This window comes from Ruegeria sp. CDSA221, assembly GCF_059611825.1.
Map to the genome: position 1 here is coordinate 135384 of NZ_JBXWPK010000004.1, position 21842 is coordinate 157225.

Annotated in this window: 17 protein-coding genes; 7 read left to right on the forward strand and 10 right to left on the reverse strand. The window is 57.1% G+C overall.

Translation table 11 applies throughout. From position 1 onward, the window contains the following. From AC2FJ5_RS07660 to AC2FJ5_RS07690, 7 genes are all read right to left on the reverse strand, one after another. Positions 1 to 1266, reverse strand: a complete 1266-nt coding sequence (locus AC2FJ5_RS07660) for a M20 family metallopeptidase (protein ID WP_496792980.1) — start codon at positions 1264 to 1266, stop codon at positions 1 to 3. Next, a complete protein-coding gene (locus AC2FJ5_RS07665; protein ID WP_496749295.1) occupies positions 1263 to 2447 on the reverse strand; it encodes an ROK family transcriptional regulator in 1185 nt (394 codons plus the stop codon). The genes AC2FJ5_RS07660 and AC2FJ5_RS07665 overlap by 4 nt, the downstream gene beginning before the upstream one ends. Before the next feature lie 257 nt (positions 2448 to 2704). After that, positions 2705 to 3718, reverse strand: a complete 1014-nt coding sequence (locus AC2FJ5_RS07670) for an Ldh family oxidoreductase (RefSeq protein WP_496696706.1) — start codon at positions 3716 to 3718, stop codon at positions 2705 to 2707. A gap of 12 nt (positions 3719 to 3730) precedes the next feature. Then, positions 3731 to 4360 carry a DUF3726 domain-containing protein gene (locus AC2FJ5_RS07675; protein ID WP_496678016.1) on the reverse strand — a complete coding sequence of 210 codons (630 nt, stop codon included), beginning with the start codon at positions 4358 to 4360 and terminating at the stop codon, positions 3731 to 3733. Further along, positions 4357 to 6045: a hypothetical protein gene (locus AC2FJ5_RS07680; protein ID WP_496792983.1), complete on the reverse strand. Its 1689-nt coding sequence runs from the start codon at positions 6043 to 6045 to the stop codon at positions 4357 to 4359. The genes AC2FJ5_RS07675 and AC2FJ5_RS07680 overlap by 4 nt, the downstream gene beginning before the upstream one ends. Positions 6046 to 6049: 4 nt before the next feature. Continuing rightward, on the reverse strand, positions 6050 to 7024 hold the full coding sequence (locus AC2FJ5_RS07685) for a membrane dipeptidase (RefSeq protein WP_142637759.1): 975 nt from the start codon (positions 7022 to 7024) through the stop codon (positions 6050 to 6052). Continuing rightward, complete coding sequence (locus AC2FJ5_RS07690) at positions 7024 to 8466, reverse strand: aldehyde dehydrogenase family protein (RefSeq protein WP_496792985.1); 1443 nt, start codon at positions 8464 to 8466, stop codon at positions 7024 to 7026. Before AC2FJ5_RS07690 ends, AC2FJ5_RS07685 begins: the two co-directional genes overlap by 1 nt. Positions 8467 to 8564: 98 nt before the next feature. On the opposite strand from AC2FJ5_RS07690, the gene AC2FJ5_RS07695 reads away from it, so the two are divergent. The 5 genes from AC2FJ5_RS07695 (at position 8565) to AC2FJ5_RS07715 (ending at position 14467) form a co-directional block, all read left to right on the forward strand. Further along, positions 8565 to 9452 (forward strand): LysR family transcriptional regulator, encoded by an 888-nt coding sequence (locus AC2FJ5_RS07695; protein WP_496792987.1) that lies wholly within the window; start codon positions 8565 to 8567, stop codon positions 9450 to 9452. A gap of 341 nt (positions 9453 to 9793) precedes the next feature. After that, on the forward strand, positions 9794 to 10744 hold the full coding sequence (locus AC2FJ5_RS07700) for an ABC transporter substrate-binding protein (protein ID WP_142637765.1): 951 nt from the start codon (positions 9794 to 9796) through the stop codon (positions 10742 to 10744). A gap of 77 nt (positions 10745 to 10821) precedes the next feature. Next, on the forward strand, positions 10822 to 11859 hold the full coding sequence (locus tag AC2FJ5_RS07705; protein WP_142637767.1) for a quaternary amine ABC transporter ATP-binding protein: 1038 nt from the start codon (positions 10822 to 10824) through the stop codon (positions 11857 to 11859). Continuing rightward, the gene (locus tag AC2FJ5_RS07710) at positions 11852 to 13441 is read left to right on the forward strand and encodes an ABC transporter permease (protein WP_496792991.1); all 1590 of its coding nucleotides are present in this window, start codon (positions 11852 to 11854) and stop codon (positions 13439 to 13441) included. The genes AC2FJ5_RS07705 and AC2FJ5_RS07710 overlap by 8 nt, the downstream gene beginning before the upstream one ends. Before the next feature lie 51 nt (positions 13442 to 13492). Continuing rightward, positions 13493 to 14467 carry an arginase family protein gene (locus AC2FJ5_RS07715; protein WP_496696714.1) on the forward strand — a complete coding sequence of 325 codons (975 nt, stop codon included), beginning with the start codon at positions 13493 to 13495 and terminating at the stop codon, positions 14465 to 14467. Here AC2FJ5_RS07715 and speB read toward each other — a convergent pair. Together speB and AC2FJ5_RS07725 are read right to left on the reverse strand one after the other, a co-directional pair. Then, complete coding sequence (speB, locus tag AC2FJ5_RS07720) at positions 14464 to 15432, reverse strand: agmatinase (RefSeq protein WP_496792993.1); 969 nt, start codon at positions 15430 to 15432, stop codon at positions 14464 to 14466. The genes AC2FJ5_RS07715 and speB overlap by 4 nt on opposite strands. A gap of 60 nt (positions 15433 to 15492) precedes the next feature. After that, complete coding sequence (locus tag AC2FJ5_RS07725; RefSeq protein WP_496701256.1) at positions 15493 to 17010, reverse strand: trimethylamine methyltransferase family protein; 1518 nt, start codon at positions 17008 to 17010, stop codon at positions 15493 to 15495. Positions 17011 to 17194: 184 nt separating this feature from the next. Here AC2FJ5_RS07725 and AC2FJ5_RS07730 point away from each other — a divergent pair, with 184 nt between their 5' ends. Beyond that, positions 17195 to 19630, forward strand: coding sequence for a GcvT family protein (locus AC2FJ5_RS07730; protein ID WP_496792995.1), 2436 nt, complete (start codon positions 17195 to 17197; stop codon positions 19628 to 19630). A gap of 88 nt (positions 19631 to 19718) precedes the next feature. Then, entirely contained in the window at positions 19719 to 20690 is a 972-nt protein-coding gene (locus tag AC2FJ5_RS07735; protein WP_271949993.1) for a LysR family transcriptional regulator, read from the forward strand. Between the two features lie 2 nt (positions 20691 to 20692). Here AC2FJ5_RS07735 and AC2FJ5_RS07740 read toward each other — a convergent pair whose 3' ends face one another. Continuing rightward, the gene (locus AC2FJ5_RS07740) at positions 20693 to 21712 is read right to left on the reverse strand and encodes a LacI family DNA-binding transcriptional regulator (protein WP_281973175.1); all 1020 of its coding nucleotides are present in this window, start codon (positions 21710 to 21712) and stop codon (positions 20693 to 20695) included. Between the last annotated feature and the right edge of the window lie 130 nt (positions 21713 to 21842).

Here is a 21842-nt window from a genome sequence, read left to right on the forward strand (position 1 = left end):
TCAGTTTGGATGCATTGCGAGTGTGTCCGACGCACCGAACTGCGCTATGAAAAGCGCAAAGGCTCGGACGGCGGCGAGGTATTCTTCGACCTCAATTCGTTCTTCAAAAGTATGCGCCACGGCGATATCACCCGGTGCGCAGTAAACGGTTGGACAGCCGATCTGTTCTGTTAAAAATGGCATCTCAGACCAGTAGGGCGCGCCGCCGATTTCTACTTTTCGGGACAGAGTTTGCTGTACACAGTTTTGCAACAGGCGAACCGCCTCAGTATCGGGGTCGTTTTCAACTGGTGAGCCGCCCTTGGGATGATCACGACCGGCTGGGTAGTCGATGCACACCTCTATGCCCGTGGGTAGGTGATCCAGGCCAAGCGCTGATTCCAATGCTGCCACTGCAACATCAAGCATTTCGCCAGGTCTAAGTTTCCGGATCAGCGAGAGCCTGCATTCTCCGGGCACTGCGATAAACCCGCCGCCATCGATATGCGTCACCAGAACAGAAGAGGCACCGACAAGGTCATGACGCGGGCCCGCGTTCAGTTCTTTTTCATGATCCCAGATTTTCGACAGAAGCGTATGCGTTGCTTTCAATGCATCGACCCCCAATTCGGGTCGGCCGAAATACGCTGTTTTTCCAGTTATCGTGATCTCGGCGATAAAGAACCCGATCTGGGCGGAATAAATGTCCAAACTCGTTGGCTCGACATAGATCGCGAAATCAGGACGGGGGATTTCGGCGGACTTGATGCGTCCAACCAGATCTTTCGCCCCGGCGCTGACGCCGCTGCCAGGTTCACCGCTTTCTTCGTCACCGATGAAGGCAAAGGTCAGACTGGCTGAAGGCATAACGCCAAGTTTTTGCAGCAGGCGATACCCGGCAATCGCAGCGCAGATCCCACCCTTGAGGTCGCTTGCCCCACGCGACCAGATGTGCCCGTCCTGTTGGGCCGCGCCGAATGGATTTTTGCGTGCATCGTCTTCCCAATATTCCTCCCAGCCCCGGATATGCACCGTATCCGTATGGCCCAAAATCATGAGGTTGGGTCCCTCCACAGAAGCAATTCCCCAGACATTTTCGCGTTCACCCGTGAAACAGCCCCGTCCGGTATTCAGCCCCAGGGCCATAAGTTGCTGGTCCAGAAAACGCGCAAAACGTGTTTCATTGCCCGTCACGCTTTCGATGGACAGGGCATCGCGCAACAGAGTCAGGTCTGCATCAGCATCCTGTTCTTGACTCAAGCGTTCTGAAAGAGCCTTAGCGGTCATGACATACTTGCCTTGAAGGTATCGAGCGCTGGAGGTGGTACGTTGATCTCGGCACCTTTCTGACCCTCGGCGAAAAGAGAGATATGTAGGTGCGACAGGGCTATAGACACACCTCCGGCAAGGGCAGCATGCGGACCCAGCTTTGAGGGCTGGATCTCTATTTCACGGGGGTAGCACTGGGCGGCAAAGCGTCTGATCCGGTGCATCAACTCGTCACGCGCGCCGATAGAGCCCCCCATCACGATAAGGGACGGATCAAGGACCGCTACAATCGACGCCGAAGCCCGCGCGATCTGATAAGCGACATTGTCCAGCGTTTGCTCGGCTGCTTTGTCGCCGTTGTTGGCAGCCTCAAAGATCGCAGGAACTGAGCAAGTTTTGCCCGTGAGCGTCCTGTATCCGCCAATGATTGCATCAGTGGCGGTTACGCGTTCCAGCGCGCCTATTTTATGGCTTTCCTTTGCAATGGGATCGGCACCAAAGGGAAGAAAACCTATTTCGCCAGCTGCACCAGATGCGCCGCGCAACAAAATACCTCCGACGACGATTCCTGCACCAATTCCGGTTCCGACGGAAACGAAGACCAGATCATCCTGGTCGCTTCGATGATCCATCCAATGCTCGCCCAGAGCGGCAAGGTTGACGTCATTTTCGACAAGGATTTCTATCCCAAGCCGTTCGTTCAAAGTGCCAGCAAGATCAATCTGATCCAGCCCGGTTATGTTAGGCGCCATCAGGACCGCGCCGGTCCTGCTGTCCGGCACGCCTGGGACACCGACGACAGCGATTTTCAATTCGCCTGACGGGCATTGGGGGTCGTCTGCGGTTGCGCGAACCATACGGGCAACCTGATCGACCACTTGTCTGCCGCCGCTTTGTTCTGTCGGCTCTACGCGCTCGGCCAGAACGCGACCGGTCAGATCGCATAGTGCGACCCTGATCTTTGTTCCACCCAGATCGACGCTGGCGACCGTTGCCGCATCCGGAGCGATTTCATATACCACAGCGCGGCGTCCGACATGCCCCTCGGTCTGACCGACTGTCCGCACCCAGCCATCGCTTTCTAGGTTTCCGACAATTTCCGAGATTGTCTGTTTCGAAAGACCGGTCAGCTTCGACACGCTGGCGCGCGAAATGGGCCCATAGGTCGCAATCGCCTGAACGACCGCACTTTGAGACATTCGTCGAGAGATTTTCGTCTGCGCTGCCACGTCGATTCCATTTATTCGTTCTGTTACCGAACTAAATATGGAGAGCGATTTGAGTCAACCCCGTTTTTCTGCGCTAAAGCATGAAATACGAAAAATGAGCCTGCTGCGTCCGGGTTGAATTTTGGCTAAAGGCTTGGAAGCCGTTCTGAAATTCGGTGCTGGGTCAGAAGGTTTGGGTAAGGGTGCCCGAACCAGAAAGAATCTGATTGCGGGCTAAGAAAACCGGCTTATCCCAAGATGGTCTCGATCTTTTCAAGGGTCGCAATATTTACAGCCACGCCTTGTGTGGCCGAGGCGACGCGTTTTGCGCGTCGGCCATCGCCAGGCAAATGTGCATCGTCTTGCGATCGAATGGCACCGACGAGTTCCTCGATGCCCTGAGCAAAGCCACCCGACGACGATGTCGCCACAGGGTCGATCGCAATGAAAAACTGTCCGGTCTTGGGCGGACCGCCAGCGGTTCCGGAAAAGGGCGAGGCGTTGATGCCCAGAGTGGCCCCTGTAAGAGCGGCCGCCATAACTTCGGTCAGAAGGGCCACACCGACGCCCTTGTACCCACCAGAAGGTGCCATGGAGCCCTTGAGGCCCACATTGGGATCAGTGGTCGGGTTGCCCTCGGCGTCCAATGCCCACCCAACGGGGATCGGCTTTCCTTCTCTGGCATGTTTCATGACCTCGCTCTTGGCGATTGTACTGGCGCTTTGATCGATCAGCAGGGCGGGTTGCCCATCTGTACCGGGTACGGCAACGGAAAAGGGGTTGGTCCCTACAACCGGCTTTGCGCCACCCGATGGCGCGATCGAGGCTGGCGCGTTGGTAAAACCAAGCCCGACCAGCCCGGCCTGTGCCAGACGATAGGTGTGATAGCCCAGCACGCCGCAGTTATAGCTGTTGCAGATGCTCAGCACGGCAACGCCCTGTTCGCGCGCAGCGGTGATCAGCGTCTCATACCCGAGATCGATGGCTGAATGGGCAAATCCGGTTGCGGCATCTACGGTAACTACACCTGGCTTGGGCCGTGTCATGACCGGTTTGGCAAGCCCGTCGACCTTGCCACATTGGACATGCTCACAATAGATCGGGATATAGGCCAGTCCATGGCTTGCCACGCCGTCCGCCTCGGTTGCCGCGGTCGCAACCGCCAGCGGGCGGGCGTTTTCCGGTGAAGTCCCCGCAGCAACAAGCGCGCGAAACGACAGGTCTTCGATTTCGTTCAGAGTAAGGGTCCGGGTCTCGGTCAAATCAGTACCTCATCAGTCATTATCAGAAAGCCCGGCCCCTGCACCCAGCAGGCGGGATTCCTCGGTTGCGGGGGCATAGGTGCGGTGGGCAAAGCGATTCAGCGTTGCCCAAGCCTGATCAGTCGGGGCGGCGCGGGTTTGATGTGGGCGGGGGCCTGTGCGCTGTTCCCCCAGCGAAACTACCACCCTGCGCGCCTGGGCGGGTAAGGTATCTGGGGTCGACACGGAATACCCATCACATGCCGCCAGATGCCCATCACAATCAAGCACCACACAGCCCTTGAGTTCACGTGCCGCATAGGCAGCAAAGGGCAGTAACAGGGCAGGGATTGCAATGTTGGCCATCTCAACCGGTCCGGCGCGCAGCTGTTCGGCACAATCCGACAGCAAGGTGCCAGTGGCCAGAGGGCACAAAGCGCCCTTGCCCTGCCATGGGCCCTGCATCGCATCTGGTCTGTGATCTGCCGGCGCCGCAGCCAAACCCAAGTCCAGCAGGTGGGCCAGCTCTGCAGTCCCGTCCAGCCCATGCCCGCACAACCAGCGTGTGGCCTTGGCGGCCTCTTCTGCCAGACCCCAGGCATAACCTGCCCCTCGGGCAGCGCGTTTAGAGGTGGCTTCGATCTCGTTCAGTGAATAGGTCATTGCGGCAACTCCGGATAAACCCAAAGATCGGCATTTTCCGGCGTTAACTCATCAGGATATGGTGCGCCGGAATACATGCAGATCCGCACCCAGCGGTCCGACCGGGGGTCAAAATGGGTTGCCCCAAAAAACGACAGCTTGGCCCGCAGCATGTCGATAGGCAGGACAGCGGCGCTGATCGTGTTGTCGTGGATTTCACCATAGGGGGCTACTCGGCTCATTTGAGCGCGGCGCAGGGTGTGGCGATGTTCAGGATGGCGCAGCAGAAACTCTGCAACGGAGGAGCGAGTATCCCATTCGGCAAGCGCCTTATTCGTCATCGCGGCGTCACGGGCCGGGGCAAGGGGCTGTTCGTAACCGGCTATCGGTTCCTCAAAGCGCTCACCCAGTCGCGGCTCCAGCTTCTCCTCGGAGACATACCAGGCCCGCGCACAGTTTTCCGCTGCGTTCCAATCCAGATCCAAGGCCCAGCCAAAACTGTTACTGATCAGATCGCGCGCAGCGCCTACCGACATTGATCCATCAATCACATGGGCACTTGAATTACTGTCGGCCATACAACAGCTCAGCCCATCGACCAATTCGCCATAGGGCTCAAGGATAAGCGAGGCGAGCAGTTCCTGGCCCTCCTCGCTCAGCGCGGATTGCGACCACAGGATCAACCGATCCCAGGGTTGGTTCTGCGTCAGATCATCCCTGTCCAGATACCCAGAGATTGCCTGCAGATCGTTGTTGAGCGCCGCCAGCTTATCGCGCTGGACCGGGTGCTCAGACTGCCACCAGGACATCGAGAGTTTGCTACGATCATAGATGCCACGGAATTGACGGGCCTCATCTTCCGAGGCGGTCAAGAGCGACCGTACGCGGGCGATGGCCTCCTCTCGCGCCATGATCCAGTTGTTGAACAAGATCGGATGGTTGACGATGAACGGGGCCATGCCCAGACCTGTGGAATTGCCAATGCCGAGCCAACTGGCGATCTGCGGATCTAACTGCGCGGTTTGATCGCCGCCCTTCACTTGGGCCATATGCTGCACCAGATCGCGCACAAAGGTCCGGGTCAGGTAGACCGACAACATCTCGGTCTGGAACGGGCCGTTGACCTCGGGGCGACTGGCTGTTTTCTCGCGATCTGCAGCCCCAAACTTGCCGGAACCATACACGGCGGTTGTCCGCATCAGGTAGCCAACCTGATAAATCTGTTCCAGATCGGGTTGTTGACCAGCGGCCAGACGGTCGACCACATGTGCCCACAGGCGGACTGACCGGTTGGCGCGCGACAATGACAGTTCTGACTCGCTGACGCGACCGGCCTCTTGCACTGGTACGTTTTGCGACAGGCGGTGAATATCATCCGCCGTCGGAATGCCGTCAAATAGCGCGAAGGTGGCATCCCAGGCCTCGGCGATGACCCGGTCCGAGCGTTTTTCGGGCGGCAGATCATGGGCAAACGCCACAAGAGAATATGCGTGATCAGGGCCTTGCGCGGTATAGACTGCATGGCCAACGCCGTGTTCGTCAATCTCGAACGCAGGGCGGGAAAAACTCCAGTTTTCCTGCGCCATACGGCGGGTCAGTTGCCGCATAAAGCTGAGACGGCATTGATGCAGCGAGCCCAGCCGCGACAGCCGCATGACCATCGCGGGATCACGTCTGACATTTTCAGTCTGCACGCGTGTATTCATAGTGTTACCCTTGTGGGACGAAGTTCTCGGCAAAGAACTGATACCAGTTCCTGCCCATGATCCCGGCCACTTCGTCATCGTTCAGGCCGGTCGCGCGTAACCCTTGTTCGATGTTCCCAAAATCTCGGTTGTCCTGAAACCAGCCCGGCATGGGCGGAAAGCCTGGTGCCGAAGCGGATCCCTCGCCATAGTCGATTTCCTTGGTCCAGCGGCCAACCCGCATCCATTCCACAATGCTGTCGGGTTGATCCTGACACAGGTCTGTGCCGATCCCCAGATGCTGCGCGCCGTATTTGTCGGCGGCGCGCGCGATCATCTCGCAAAAACTGTCCAGCGTGCAGTCGGATTTATCTTTCAGATGGTGGGGATAAACCGAAAAGCCAAGCATCCCGCCATTTTCCGTCACTGCACGAATGACATCGTCACGCTTGTTACGCAGCGCGGGCGACCAATCATACGGGTTCGCGTGAGTGATGGCTATGGGACGCTCGGACAATTCAGCGGCCTCGATGGTGGAACGGTCCGCCGAATGACTCATGTCCACTACAAGACCTACGCGGTTCATCTCTTTGATCACCTGCTTGCCCATACGGGTGATGCCTGTGTCTTCGGCCTCATAACAGCCGGTCGCCAGCAAGGACTGGTTGTTATAGGTCAGCTGCATGAAACGGGCGCCAAGATCGTGCAGGATTTCGACTAGCCCGATATCGTCTTCGATGGGCGAGGGGTTCTGAAAGCCAAAGAACACAGCCGTCCGGCCCGTTTTACGAGCCGTATCGATATCGCTGGCCCAGCGCCCTTTCATGATCAGGTCCGGGTATTGTTCGAACCAGCGGTTCCATTTCTCGAAATTCAGAACCGTTTCGCGAAAGTTCTCGTGGTACGAGATGGTGACGTGGATCGCGTCCACGCCCCCGTCACGCAGTTGGCGGAAAATCTTTTCCGACCAGTTGGCATATTGTAGCCCGTCGATCCGCATCACACGGGGCCCGCGCTGATATAGGCGGTTTTGACCGTGGTATAGAACTCGGCCGCAGCCTTACCCTGTTCGCGCGGCCCGTAAGAGCTGTCGCCGCGGCCGCCAAAAGGCACGTGGTAGTCGGTGCCTGCAGTGGGCAGGTTCACAGTCACAACACCAGTGCGCGCATTGCGACGGAAATGCGTGGCGCGGGCCAGCGATTTGGTCACGATGCCCGAGGTCAGGCCAAAGTTGGTGTCGTTGACGACGCTCAGCGCTTCGTCATAGCTGCCAACCTTGATGACACTGGTCAGGGGTGCGAACATTTCTTCGCGGTTGATGCGCATGTCGTTGTTGGTGTTCAGAAACACGCCCGGCGTCATGTAGAACCCGTCATGAGGCATCTCCAGCCGGGTTCCGCCACAGGCCAGCTCGGCCCCTTCGGATTTGCCCAGATCAACATAGGCCAGGTTTTCGCTCAGCTGCTGTTGGCTGACGACGGGACCCATCTGCACGCCTTCCTCCAGCGCGTGGCCGACCTTCATCGCTTGCGCACCGGCCACCAGCTTTTCGACAAACGCGTCATGGATACCCGCATGCACAACAAGGCGCGAAGACGCCGTACATTTCTGTCCGGTGCCGCCAAACGCTCCTCCCAATGCCAGAGTAACGGCCAGATCCAGATCGGCATCGTCCATCACAGCCAGCGCGTTTTTTGATCCCATTTCCATCTGAACTTTGGTCAGGTTCTGGATGGCGGCTGCTGCGATACCCTTGCCGACCGGGACTGACCCGGTAAAGGAAATTGCATTGACCTTGGGGCTTTCGACCAGGCGTTGCCCGATGCTGCGCCCCGAACCCATGACCAGACTGAACAGACCTTTGGGGATGTCCTGACGTTCGATGATTTCGGTCAGTGCGACAGCGGATGCCGGGGTGATGTTGGCGGGTTTCCACACAACCGCGTTGCCATAGCACAGTGCTGGAGCAATCTTCCACGAGGCAGTCGCGGTAGGGAAGTTCCATGGGCTGATGATGGCGACAACGCCGACAGCTTCGCGGCGAACGTCTACTTCGATATCGGGGCGCACAGAATCTGCGTTCTCACCGATTTGACGCAGGCATTCAGCTGCGTAGTAGGTAAAGAACTGCCCGGCGCGGAACACTTCGCCTTTGCCTTCGGCCAGCGGCTTGCCTTCTTCGCGCGCCAAGAGCGTACCCAGTTCTTCGGCCCGGGCCATCATTTCATTGCCGATAGCGTTCAGAACGGCTTGCTTCCGTTCGATGCCATAGGCGGCCCATTCAGCCTGTGCAACACGGGCTTGATCCAGCGTCGCCTCAAGCTGGTCAGCGCTGGCCTGTGCAAACATGCCGACCAGATCGCTCAGGTCCGAAGGATTGCGGTTTTCGATTTCAGACTCACCTGCCAGCCATTCGCCAGCAATCAGATTCAGTTGTGTCACGTTACGCCCCAGTGCGATTTCATTTGACCTAGGATGGATTTTTTGGCGAACATCAGTCAAACTCAATTAAATGAAACAAATTGCAGAAAAATTGAAGTATGGCGATCAAGATTGAAACACTGCGCAGTTTTTGCACGGTTGTGCAGACTGGTAATCTGACCGAGGCCGCCGACCGTCTTGGGCGAACGCAATCGGCGGTGTCAATGACGCTGAAGCAGCTTGAGGAGCACCTGGGTAAGAAGCTGTTCGAGGGAGAGCGCAAAAACCGACTGTCAGAAGTGGGTCGGCAGGTTCATGATTTGGCTTTGAAGCAGGTCAGACAGTTCGATCAAACAGTTCAGGATATCGAGGCAATAGCCAGCGCAGAGTACGGCCTGTTGCGGATCGTGTCTGTGCCGTCGGTGGCGGCTCTTGCCTTTCCCAAGGTGCTGAGTCACATGAATAGCCATTTCCCCGATATCAGGATCGAGCTCCGCGATACCGATACACAGCAGGTACTGGACGCGGTTGTGCAAGGAAAAGCGGATATCGGCATTGCATCCGGATATCTTGCGCTAAACGGGGTCACAGCCACGCCCTTGTTCGAAGACAGGTTTGGGGTGGTTTGCACGGCTGCTCACCCGCTGGCACAGCAATCGGAGATGCCAACCATCGAACAGGTGGCTTCGGTTCCCTTCATACGCAATGCTCTGTGCGATCTGGTTCAGTCCCCGCGGTTTCACGCGGCGATTTCGAAGGCCGGTGTGACCATTCAGAACACCCATTCACTGATCGCATTGGTGCGCACCGAGGAATGGGTGACGGTTTTGCCGCAAACCGTTGCACGGTCTCTTCCTGAGGCTATCGTCTTCCGTCCTATAGCTGATCTCGAAGATCAAAGGCAGGTGTATCTTTATGTCTCGCAACGCTCGCGCTTTCAAACGCTGACGGACGCGTTTGGGGACTTCATCCTGAAGCAGGATCTTGTACTGGGATCTGAGAACTGACTGGATAAAATCTGTGCCCCTGTCTGAGATGGCGCCGCTTAGGGGATATTGATGGCAGGCAAGCCCGCTCAAGAATCGGCTGTACCTGTTTCAGGCGTCATATCGATCAAGATCAGAATAAACCGAAACTAACCTGCGAGAAAGCCGCATAAATCGATTTGTGGCATGTTGTTCTTGATGGGTCATGTGTCGGCATGTTTGAATTTTCCTGTCAAACCGGCGCGCCCGGTAACTGGCTAAGAAAGGGGGATGGAACGTCATCCCGATGTCGTTTGACAGGCGTACCGCTGCCCAGAGGGTAAGAAGAACAGCGCCTCGAACGCCCAACACGGAGAAATAATATGAACAAACTCACTATGTTACTGGGAGGCGCGTCGATGATGGTCGCTGTGCCTGCTTTTGCTGCTGACATTGTGATCGGTGTGCCGAACTGGCCATCGGTAAATGCAACAGCGCACATTCTAAAGGTTGCGATCGAACAAAATCTGGGGCTCGAGGTCGAGCTTCAGAATGGCACCAACCCGATCGTGTTCGAGGCGATGGATTCCGGCGCCATGCACGTACACCCCGAAGTGTGGATGCCGAACCAGCAGAACCTGCATGACACCTATGTAACCGAAAAGGGTACAGTTACCTTCAATTCCAATGGCGTTGAGGCGTTTCAGGGAATGTGTGTCGACAAGGCGACCGCTGATGCCAATGATATCCGGTCCATTGACGACCTGACCAATCCTGACATCGCGGCACTGTTCGACAGCAATGGCGACGGGCAGGGCGAAGTATGGATCGGTGCCCCCGGCTGGGCGTCGACCAATGTCGAGAAAATCCGGGCCAAATCATATGGCTATGACCAGGTCATGGAATTGACCGAGATAGACGAAACCGTCGCCTATGCGAACCTTGATAACGCGATCAAAGCGGGTGAGCCTTGGGTGGGTTTCTGCTATACGCCGCATTACGTGTTTGAACTGCATGATCTTCAGATCCTGGAAGAGCCAGCCTATGACGCAGCAAAATGGAATGTCCTGCAGCCCACGGATGATCCGGATTGGCTGGAGAAATCCGAAGCAGGTGTCGCCTGGGATTTGGCCTATCTGCACCTTCACTATGCCAAATCTCTTGAGGATGAGTACCCCGAGGTTGCTCGGCTGTTGTCCAACATGAAACTGGATACTGCCGCTGTCTCGGCCATGACTTATGCGCTTGTCATAGATGGCAAAGAGCCGCTCGCATATGCCGAAGAATGGGTCGGTGCGAACGAAGATGCGGTTCTGAACTGGATGTCAGAGTGATCGGTAACGCTCGGAACTGAATTACAGATAGGCCGCCGGGAATGCCTGGCGGCCTGTTTTGCATTGAAGGGGCAAGTATGACCGAAACAGTCGTTAAACTGACAGATGTCTGGAAGATTTTCGGTGCGCGGGCAGAGGAGGCTATGACCGCAGTACGGGATGAAGGGATTGGAAAGCCGGAAGTTCTCGAAAGGTATAACTGCGTGGTTGGCGTGCAGGGCGCGTCTTTCGAAGTTCCGCGCGGCGAGATTTTCTGCATCATGGGCTTGTCGGGGTCGGGTAAATCGACCCTGGTGCGCCACGTGAACCGCTTGATCGAGCCGACCTCAGGCAAGATCGAGATTCTGGGCCAGGACGTATCCAAAATATCCGAGGCTGAACTGCGCCGTATCCGCGCGCAGCAGATCGGGATGGTTTTCCAGCATATGGCGCTGATGCCGCACCGATCTGTCAGAGACAATGTGGCCTATCCTCTGGAAATTCGCAAAGTGTCCAAGTCCAAGCGCTGGGCAGTCTCGGACCATGCGCTGGGTCTGGTGGACCTAACCGGGTACGAAGATCGCCTGCCCAAAGAATTGTCGGGCGGGATGCAGCAGCGTGTTGGGATTGCCCGCGCGCTGGCCTCTGATCCGGAAATCCTGTTAATGGACGAGCCCTTTTCTGCGCTCGATCCGCTGATCAGGCTGCAGTTGCAGGACCAGTTCAAAGCGCTGGTCGCCCAGTTGCAGAAGACCACATTGTTCATCACCCATGATCTGGACGAAGCTATCCGCATTGGCCACCGGATTGCGATCATGAAAGATGGTGTCATCGTTCAGATCGGCACACCGGAAGACATCGTGATGAATCCGGCCGATGACTATGTGCGCGAGTTTGTTCAGGGCATTTCCAAGTTGAAACTGGTCAAGGCACACTCGATCATGGAGCCACTGGACAGCTATTCCGGCCCGACCGACGGCGCGCCGCGCGCGGATGAGGGGGCCGATCTGGATCAGTTGATCGACCTGGCTGTCGACACGGACCTGCCGGTGATCATCACCGATGCAGGGCAAGACGTCGGCGTCGTCACCAAACCGCGCCTGCTGCGCGGAATTCAGGGGGGCAAAAATGACTGATGCAACCACCGAAGTGAAAGTCACCGCCGCCTCGGATATCGAGGTCGACCACGAGGCGCTGGATCGCTCGATCCACAAATTCGCAGGTCCGAACGGGGACTATTACGTCAGGGCGTTTCACAAGATCCATGACGCAACCAGTGCGGTTCCGAATACGTTCAACCGCTGGGCTGCGGTTCTGGGGCCATTTTGGTCGGCATCGCGGGCGATATGGGGGATGTTCTGGACCTTCCTGATCCTTGAAATCATCGCCTGGGTACAGATCGGGCGCGGTGCCTGGGGCAACCCGGGTGCTGATATGGCGGAACGTGCCGAACGTCAGCAAGCGCGCGCAGACGAGCTGTTGGCCCGGGCGGCTGACGCGACAGAAAAGGCCGATATCGACCGCTTTACCAAGCTGGCAGAGAACATCCAGAAAGCCGCCGATACCAGCTTTGGAAAAGCCGCGGCCGCGCAGTCTGAAGCGCTGAGCATCATGATCACCGGATTGCTGATGCTGCTGGTCTTCAAACTGGCACAGGGCTTCTATGCCGACCGCGTCTATGAAAAACAGTATTCAAAATGGCGGACCGATCCGGACAGTACCGAAAGTGGTCAGTCCAGGCGAAATATGGTGCTGGGGGCTGTGCTTGTTGCGGCGATTGGGCCGTTGATTGTCTACAAATTCACGGTCAATGCCTCGCTGGCCATGTTGGATGCATTCCCCGAAAAAGAAGTGTCCGCACTGATATTGGGTGAGGGCGGCGGGACCTTGTTTTCAAACCTTGCAAGCTGGATGGAGGCGCAGATAGATGCGGCCGCTCTTGCTGGCGGGGACGTATTCGATGGGATCGTCGCTGGGGTTCGGTCAGTTCTGGATGCCCTGACCATTGCGCTGATCGGGTCGCCTTGGCCGGTTGTGATGTTGGTGATATGTGTGACGGCTTGGCGGGCTGCAGGCCCCCGAGTGGCGATCTTCACGGCGTCTTCATTGGCCTATATCGCCTTGCTGGGATATTGGGATGTGGCGATGGAAACCGTGGCGCTGGTCGGTGCGGCGGTGCTGTTATGCGTTGTTTTTGGCATTCCACTGGGCATTTGGTTTGGCAAGTCCAGGCGTGCCTACCGCGCGGCAGAGCCCGTGCTGGACTTGATGCAGACTTTGCCGGCCTTCGTCTATCTGATCCCGATCATCGCCTTCTTTGGCACTGGCAACCCGCCGGGCATTCTGGCCACGATCATCTTTGGCATGCCGCCGGTCATCCGGCTGACCGCGCTGGGCATGCGCGGGGTGCCCGACAGTATCAAAGAGGCTGCTGTGGCCTTTGGGGCTTCGAAATGGCAGTTGCTGAAGGATGTCGAGATACCTCTGGCCTTGCCGTCGATCATGACCGGGGTGAACCAGACCATCCTAATGTGCCTATCGATGGTGGTGATCATTTCGCTGATCGGTGGCGGAGGGCTGGGCAAGGAAATCCTTGAGGCGTTACAATACGCAGCCAAGGGGCCCGGCCTGTTAGGCGGCTTTGCCATTTTGTTCCTTGCTATGGTCATGGACCGTATTGTTCAGGGCGCATTCCGGCGAGAAGACGAAAGAATCTGAACTTCTATGCCCTTGGCCCAGGCCGGGGGCATTTTTTTACCGGAGGATGAAATGGTCGACCGCTATGAGCAGTCCATGATGGACAATTTGTACTGGTGGGGCATACCGACGATGTTTCGCTGCCCCAATATCGGACCCGAGGGGCAGGATATTGCACTTGTTGGTGTGCCGCATTCGACCGGAAACGGGACAACCGAAAGGGATCAGCATCTGGGCCCGCGCGCCTTGCGGAATGTCTCGGCGGTACAGCGCAGGGTCCATTCGGTTTTTGAGATCGACCCCTGGAGCCGCGCCAAGATTGCCGATGTCGGCGATGTACCCTTTCCGCGCGCCAACGACAACGAAGACTGCATCGAACGCATTACCGCCTTTTACAAAGGCATAGATGCGGCAGGTGCGCGCCCGGTATCCGTTGGCGGTGACCATTCCATTACCGGCGGGATCGTACAGGCGCTGGGATGTGGGAAGCTGGCCGGAGGAGAGCCGATCAGCTTTCTGCATCTGGATGCGCATACGGATGTGTTCACCAAGGTCGACCACTTTCTGGGGGCAAAGAAATCGGCAGCCCATTGGGGGGCTTATCTGGCCGATCAGGGGCAGGTTGATCCAGCCCGTTCGATGCAAATCGGCCTGCGAGGCCATCCGCGCAGCCTGGACTGGCTGCAGCCTTCTTACGACTATGGGTACAACATCGTCACCATGCGCGAATTCCGTCAGCGCGGGCTTGCAGATGTAGTGGCGCAGACCAAAGAGGTTCTAGGCGAACGACCGGTCTATATTACCTTCGATCTGGATTGCCTTGATCCGACAATCGCTCCGGCGGTTTCTAATCTGGAACCGGGCGAAAAGGGGTTCGATATTGATGAGGCCGTGGGTATCCTGCGTGCCGCGCGCGGTTTGAACATTGTCGGCGGTGACGTTGTTTGCATGATGCCGACTAAGGACAGCCCCAACAACATCACCGCCCTGACCGCGGCGGCGGTGATGTTCGAGATGATCTCGATGATTGCCGAAAACACCGGTTAGCGGCGGGCGTCTACGGCCTGTGCCAGAACACACAGTAGCTCGAACATCAGTGAGATGCCCAGCCAGGCCGTGCCCCCAGCGGCATCGAAGGGGGGCGCGACCTCAACCAGATCAGCGCCGACCAGATTGACGCCGCTTAACTGGCGGATCACCTGCTGCGCCTGAAAACTGTTCGGCCCGCCGATCTCTGGCGTGCCGGTACCGGGGGCATAGGTGGGGTCCACAAAGTCGATGTCATAGGTGCAATAGGTCTGACCTGTTCCGACGATCTCCCGCACCTCCGCCATGACATCGTCAATGCCGCGGTCGAACAGTTCTTCGATGCGGATGATGCGGATGCCCTGTGCCTCGGCCCAATCGATATCGTCTGTGTTATAGGACGTCCCGCGTATGCCGACTTGGACAAAGCGCTTGGGGTCCACAAGGCCCTCTTCAACGGCACGACGAAACGGTGTGCCATGGGTGTATTTGTAGCCACCGAAATAGCTGTCGAACAGGTCGGTGTGGCTGTCGAATTGAATAAGGCCTAACGGTTCCGACTTGGCCAGAGCGCGCAAGACGGGCAGGGTGGTCAGGTGGTCGCCGCCCGCGGTTAGCGGCGTTATGCCCCGTTCGGTCAGATCGTCATAGAAAGACGTGACTCGGTTCATGGTGTCTTCGATGTCCACCGGATTCGGCGCAACATCACCCAGATCGGCACAATTCACCATCGAAAACGGCGCAACCCCGGTGACCGGGTTCATTGCCCGGATCATGGTGGAAAAGTCGCGCAACTGCCGAGGCCCATGCCGGGCGCCTGGGCGGTTTGTGGTGCCGCCATCCCACGGGATCCCGATGATCCCAATATCAACTTCGTTGATCCGGTCGTCCTTGGGGGTCAGTTCGGGAAGGCGCATGAACGTGGGGACACCAGCGAAACGCGCAAGCTCCATTGCCGAGACCGGCTGAAAGAAGGGATTTGTCATGAGGGCCTCATCTGAGTGTATGTGCTGCAAGCCTACTGGCTAGAGTCGGTCGACGTAAGTCTAATAGAGAATGCGAAACCGTCTGCGGATTTCAGCGTCCTGTTCTTCGGTCAGGTATTGCGGATGATGTCGTGCCAGGATGTCCTTTGCGTGCCGGCGGGCAACAGTCCACGCATCTGCGGCCCCTTCGGTCTGCCATGTCCGGGGTTCGTTCCGGTCAGCCAGCGCTGGATAGAAGTAGTCCCGTTCCATCGCAGCATAGGTGTGGGCGCTTCCCAGAAAATGACCGTCGCCTAGTACCGCATGACAAATGGCGTCGAATCCCAGGTTTTCGTCGGTCACTTCGATGCCGCGCAAAGCGCGATAGGTGTGAGAGTGCATTTCGTCGTCAAGAACGAACCCTTCGAAACTGGCGCCCAGCAAGGATGCGGTCATGCCCGAGCTTTCGTAGATCAGATTGCCGCCAGCCAGCGCTGCAGCCAGCGAGGTCATTCCTTTCTCGGCTCCGTACTGTGCGTCGACAGCTTTCGCATCAGTCATCGAGGCGGCCACACCCGAAGGCAGCCCCAGCGCGTTGGTGATCTGCGCCGACGCCGCGTTCAGGATGGCGGTCTCACCGCTGCCGCCTGCGAAAGAACCGGTGCGCAAATCGACGATGAAAGGCCAGTTGGAAAACACCATCGGAAAGCCGGGTTTGATCGCATTGACCATAACAAGGCTGGCCAGTGTCTCGGCCAAAGATTGCGCCAGAAACCCGGCAAGTGTTGCAGGGGCGGTGGCGCCTGCCTGTGCAGCGGTAATGCAGGACATCGGGATATTATGGGCGATACATTCATAGACAACGTCCACCGCATCTTCGCCATAACGCAGTGGTGAAATCACCGGACTTATGTGGGCTTTCAGGAACGGCCGCTTGGCAAACTCGCCTGGCCCGCCTGCAACGATGTCGAGCATTTCGACGATCGGGGCCACATGTTCGGCAAGGGTAAACGACGTGGCAATCGGTTTGGTGGTATTGCGAACCAGAGCGTAAACCGTGTTCGCGTCCAGATCGAAAACATCTGGCAGATCAGTCGCGACACAGCAGCGCGTAAACCAGCTGACATTGGCCAGCGTATCCTGAAGCCGCGTGAAATCATGCAGATCGGCCAGCGTGGACGGGCGATAGTGGCCGCTCTCCAGATCCAGCGTCTGCACCGCCGCACCGCCGGTACCAAAGAACACACGATTTCCGCCCACTTCGATCGAGCGCGCTTCGTCCCGGCCATGAAACGAGAAAGTCTTGGCAGCGGACCCAATAGCGTCTTCAACCATGTTTCGAGGAAATAGCAGCCGCCCTTGCTGTCCGGATTGTGCACCGGCTAACCGCAGATCGTTGGCCAGCCTGTCCGGGACCTCGCCCATGCCGAGAGTTTCCAGAAGCCTTAAGGCGGTATTGTATATTTGTTTGACTTCGGATTGTGTCAAAGGTTGAAAGCGACCACCGGCTTGCCCGGGGGGGCACGGATCTATGGCGGGCTCTGCTGCGCGTTGCGCAAGACGCGCATTTCGACCGCTTCTTTTACTGCCCTTTGACAACGCCCAATCCTTTTCATGTCAGAAGTCCCGGAACCGTAAAGGGCGATGCGGGGTCTCTGCAAAAGGGAAATGCGCCTTTCAGAATCCTCAATCGTAGTTTCGATTTTTCAGCACAAGCCATTCGTAAGCTGTTGCGAAGACCCGTTTTCAGCAAAACCTATTGGGGTTCAGAGGAGCAAAGCCAATGAAGTCGCGGACAAAAGTAGTGGTAATTGGTGGCGGGATCGCAGGGTGCTCAACTCTGTATCACCTGACGCAAGAAGGATGGGCAGATGTCGTCCTGGTCGAACGAAACGAGTTGACCTCTGGTACCACCTGGCATTCAGCCGCGCAGGTGACGAATTTTGGAACAAACCAGACCATGGTTGGACTGAAATCCCATTCGATCAAACTGTACCAAGACCTGTCTGCGAATCCCGACTATCCCATCAATTACCACCATGGTGACGGCGGAATCAGGTTGGCGAACACCCAAGCGCAAATGCAGGGATACCGACATTTCGCTTCGATGGCCCGGGGTATGGATGTCCATTTCGAGGTTATTGATGCCGAAGAATGCGCTCGGCGGCACCCTCTGATCTCGACCGAAAACCTAATTGGCGGGCTGTGGGATCCTTTGGACGGGGATATTGATCCGGCTCAGCTGTGTCAGGCGTTGGCCCGGGCCGCACGTTTGGCCGGGGCCGAGGTGTACCGGAATACCCCGGTTGTCGGGTTGATCCAACACAAGGATGACACCTGGACGGTGCAGACCGAACACGGTGATATCGACTGTGACATCGTGGTGAATGCCTGCGGATATCGTGTAAACGAAGTGGGCGCCTTGATGGGGGTGCACCACCCCGTGGCCTCGATGGAGCATCAGTATTTTCTGACGGAAGAAATTCCTGCAATCCGTGATGCGGGCCACCGAATGCCTTTGCTGCGATGTCCGATCAGCGATTTCTACTGTCGACAAGAAAAGAACGGCCTCTTGCTGGGGTTCTATGAACTGGGCTGCAAGACCTGGGGCATGGACGGGATCGATCCAAATTTTGTAAATGCGCTTTGCCCGGACGATCTGGACCGCGTGTCGGACGTGCTGGAAGGCGCTTTTGCTCGGATGCCTGCGCTGTTAGAGGCCGGGATTCACACGGTCGTCAACGGGCCGATAACCTATACGATTGATGGTGCACCACTTGTCGGGCCGATCCCGGGCAAGCGCAACGCCTTCTGTATTATCGGCCTGCGGGCTGGATTGGGTGAGGGCGGTGGCCATGGTTGGCTGTTGGCCCAGCAGATTGTGCATGGAGAGGCCTGTTATGACACCTGGTGCCTGGACCCGCGTCGGTTCACGGGCCACGCAAATGTGGAATTGACGGCGCTAAAGGCAGTTGAAGATTACCAGAATGAATTCCGCTTTCACCTCCCGCATGAACACCGCCCTGCAGGAAGGCCCGCCAAGACCACAGCGCTGACCCCGGTTCTAGCGGCCGAGGGCGCCGAATTCACTGTCGTCAATGGATGGGAAAGGGTGGATTACATCAAGCCTGACCCAAGCTTTGAGCCGACCCTCAGTTTCGATTTTGACGAAACCTATGATCTGGTCGGGGCCGAGGTGGCAAATGTTCAGTCCAATGTCGGGTTGTCCGAGGTGAATGGTTTCAACCGTATCGAGATTACCGGCGCGGATCGGCATGCCTTTCTGGATCGTCTGTTTTGCGGTGATGTCACGCGCCGCGACGGCAGGGTTGGGCTGGGTTATCTTTTGAACCATCACGGGATGGTCAAAGCCGAAGCGACTGTGGCGAACCTGCCCGCCAGCGATCGCGGTCCTGCCCGGGTCTGGTATGGCTCGGCGGCGGCAAGTGAATTCCACGATATGGATTGGCTAAAGCAGAACCGCCACCCCGATGAAGACGTGCATTTACGCAGTCTGACCAACGACTGCACCATTCTGATCCTTGCCGGCCCGAAATCACGTGATGTGCTGGCGTCCTGCGCGCGCGGTGATTGGTCCCCGGCAGCTTTTCCATGGCTGAGCGTCAGGGAGTGCTTTGTTGGCTTCGCTCCGGCAACGGTAATGGCGGTGAGTTTTTCTGGCGAACTTGCATATGAAATCCACGTTCCCAACCCTTCGCTTTATAGCGCATATCTGGCGCTGCGGCGGGCTGGGGAGCGCTTCGGCCTCAAGTTGTTTGGCGCTCGGGCGATCGACTCCATGCGGATGGAAAAGACGTTCCTGCACTGGAAGGCTGATTTGATCACTGAGTTTGATCCTTTTGAAACAGGTCTGAATCGGTTTGTGAGGTTGGAAAAGGGCGACTTCATCGGGCGCGATGCCCTGCTGAACCGTGATGCTGATGGGCCGCGCAGAAAACTCGTGCCGCTCCGGTTGGAAACAGGACAGGGACCTGCCCATGCCGGGGCTTCGCTGATGCTGGGTGACACGGTTGTCGGGACAATCACCTCGGCCGAGTGGGGGCACCGCACCGGCCTCAATCTTGCCCATGGATTTGTCGATCCGTCACTTGCAGAAATCGGGTGCAAGATTGAGTTGGATCACTGTGGAATACGGGTCAACGCAACGGTGATCGCGCCTTCGCCCTATGACCCGGACCAAAGCAGGCTCCGGGCTTGACGCAGAACGGGCTGCAAGTTCATCATTGCAATGAGGGGCGTTCTTTGTTTCGCTAGTTTTGATGTAATCGAAACAACGGACTCTAAATGTGCCAAAGTCGCTAAGCCTCCGCTGGCTGGAAGTCTTTCAGTTGGTCGCAAAGTCAGGATCGATCCAACAGGTCGCATCGGAAACCGGTTTGTCCATCAGCACAGTTTCCAATCACCTACGAAGCCTTGAGACCGCGTTGGGCATTGATTTGGTGGATCACGGGCGTCGTCCAATGGGTCTGACACCTGCCGGTGAAGTCTATGCGCGCCATGTCCGCGATGGGCTGATCGTTTTGAAAAAGGCCGAGGCGGAGATCCGGTCGGGTAACTGGCGCCATGCGACGGATTTGAGGCTGGCACTGATTGATGATTTCGACAATCAAATCTCGCCAGACCTGTTTCGGTTTCTTGCGCATGCTTTGCCGCGCTGCAGTTTTCGGCATTTCACACGCCCCAGCCATGAGATCATTGCCAAGTTGCAGGAACATAAGCTGGATGCAGGGGTGGCGACCCGACCGTTCGAACGGACCGAGGGCCTGATCGAATACCCGTTGATGCGCGACCCTTTTATCGTTGTTTTGCCCGGAGCGTTCAGTGGCATGCCCGAGGAGATGTTTTCATCAAACGCAGAATTGCCGTTGCTGCGCTATTCGCGTGATTACGTGATCGGCAAGCAAATTGAGATACAGCTCAGGCGAGGTAAATTTGATCTGCCCAACAGGTTCGAACTGGAATGCAATCAGTCGATCATAGGATTGGTCGCTGAAGGCACCGGTTGGACCATCACCACGGCCGCAAGTTTTCATAGGGCCCACAGATTTCACGACCAAGTTCGGGTGGTGCCATTTCCCGGCCGAAACTTTGTAAGAACAGTGTCTTTATTCACGACCGACGTATACCCCGAGACCACTTCGAAGCTAATCCAGAGAGCGATGGGAAAGCTCATCCGTCAACATTTTACCGACCCGATGTGCGCAAGTCACGCCTGGTTGAAAGGTGAGTTTCGCACCATGGAAAACGAGGCCGCCTGAAGTCAGCCGGGTCGCCCCAGCGATTGGCGTTCGACCAAATTGGTTCGCAACTGTACATTGCAACTTTCGGTGGGCTTTTCGATCAATCCAACCAGTTCCAGCGCAGCCCGTCGACCCATTTCCCGATGTGGGACATGCACGGTCGTCAAGCCTGGATCGGTGATCTGCGCCAGTTCGATATCGTCGAACCCTGTGACGGAGACGTCCTGAGGAACTCTAAGCCCCATCTCCTTGGCCCGGCGCGACGCACCGATAGCCAGAACATCGTTCCCGCACAGCACCGCTGTTGGTCGATCTTGCCGAGACATCAGACGGGAAAACGCCTCTGCCCCGTTTTCGATTTCATATGGCGTTTCTACGATCGTCAGCCGGTCATTTGGGATGTTGTTGCGGCGCATTGCTTCTTGCACCCCTTCGATCCTCAGTCGGGCACGGTCGTTTCCGGTGCTGACACCAGAAATCATACCCAGGGTTCGGTGACCCAGCTTGATCACTTGATTTGCCAGTTCGGCCATGGCCGCACGGTTGTCAAATCCGACCGAAGGGACTGGTGCGTCTGCCTGAAACGACCAGGCTATCAGAACGGGAATCCTGCGCTTTGCGAGATAGTCATAGATCCGCGAGTCTCGATCATGCCCGATCAGCAGCAACCCATCCGCCCCCCGTGCGACCAGGTTGCGTATCTGCTCTTCTTCGATCTCAGGCTGATAGGCCGAACTAGAGACAAGCAGGGTATAGCCATGCTGGCGCAGCTCTTCCTGAAAGGCCTGAAGTCCACGCGCAAAGATCGCGTTTTCCATGGTGGGAATGATGGCGCCGATGGTGTGCGACCGTCTGGCAGCCATAACACGTGCGGCAAAATTCGGCGTGTATCCCAAAGCGTCAACGGCAGACTGAACCCGATCACGCGTAGCCTGCACCACCAGGTTCGGAGAATTGAGGCAACGTGATACCGTGGCGGTCGATACGCCCGCGAGTTTCGCAACATCCTCCAGGGTCGGTGCAGTTTTTGCCTTTGGCATTGTCAAACCTGAAATTTGATTTTGCAAATATGTGTAAGCTCTGCGCCGTTCAGGTGAAAGCGAAATGTAACCGCTTACAGAGATTGATTGCTTTGTCGCAGGCAAACCGGTGCCGGCTTGGCTCAGGAAA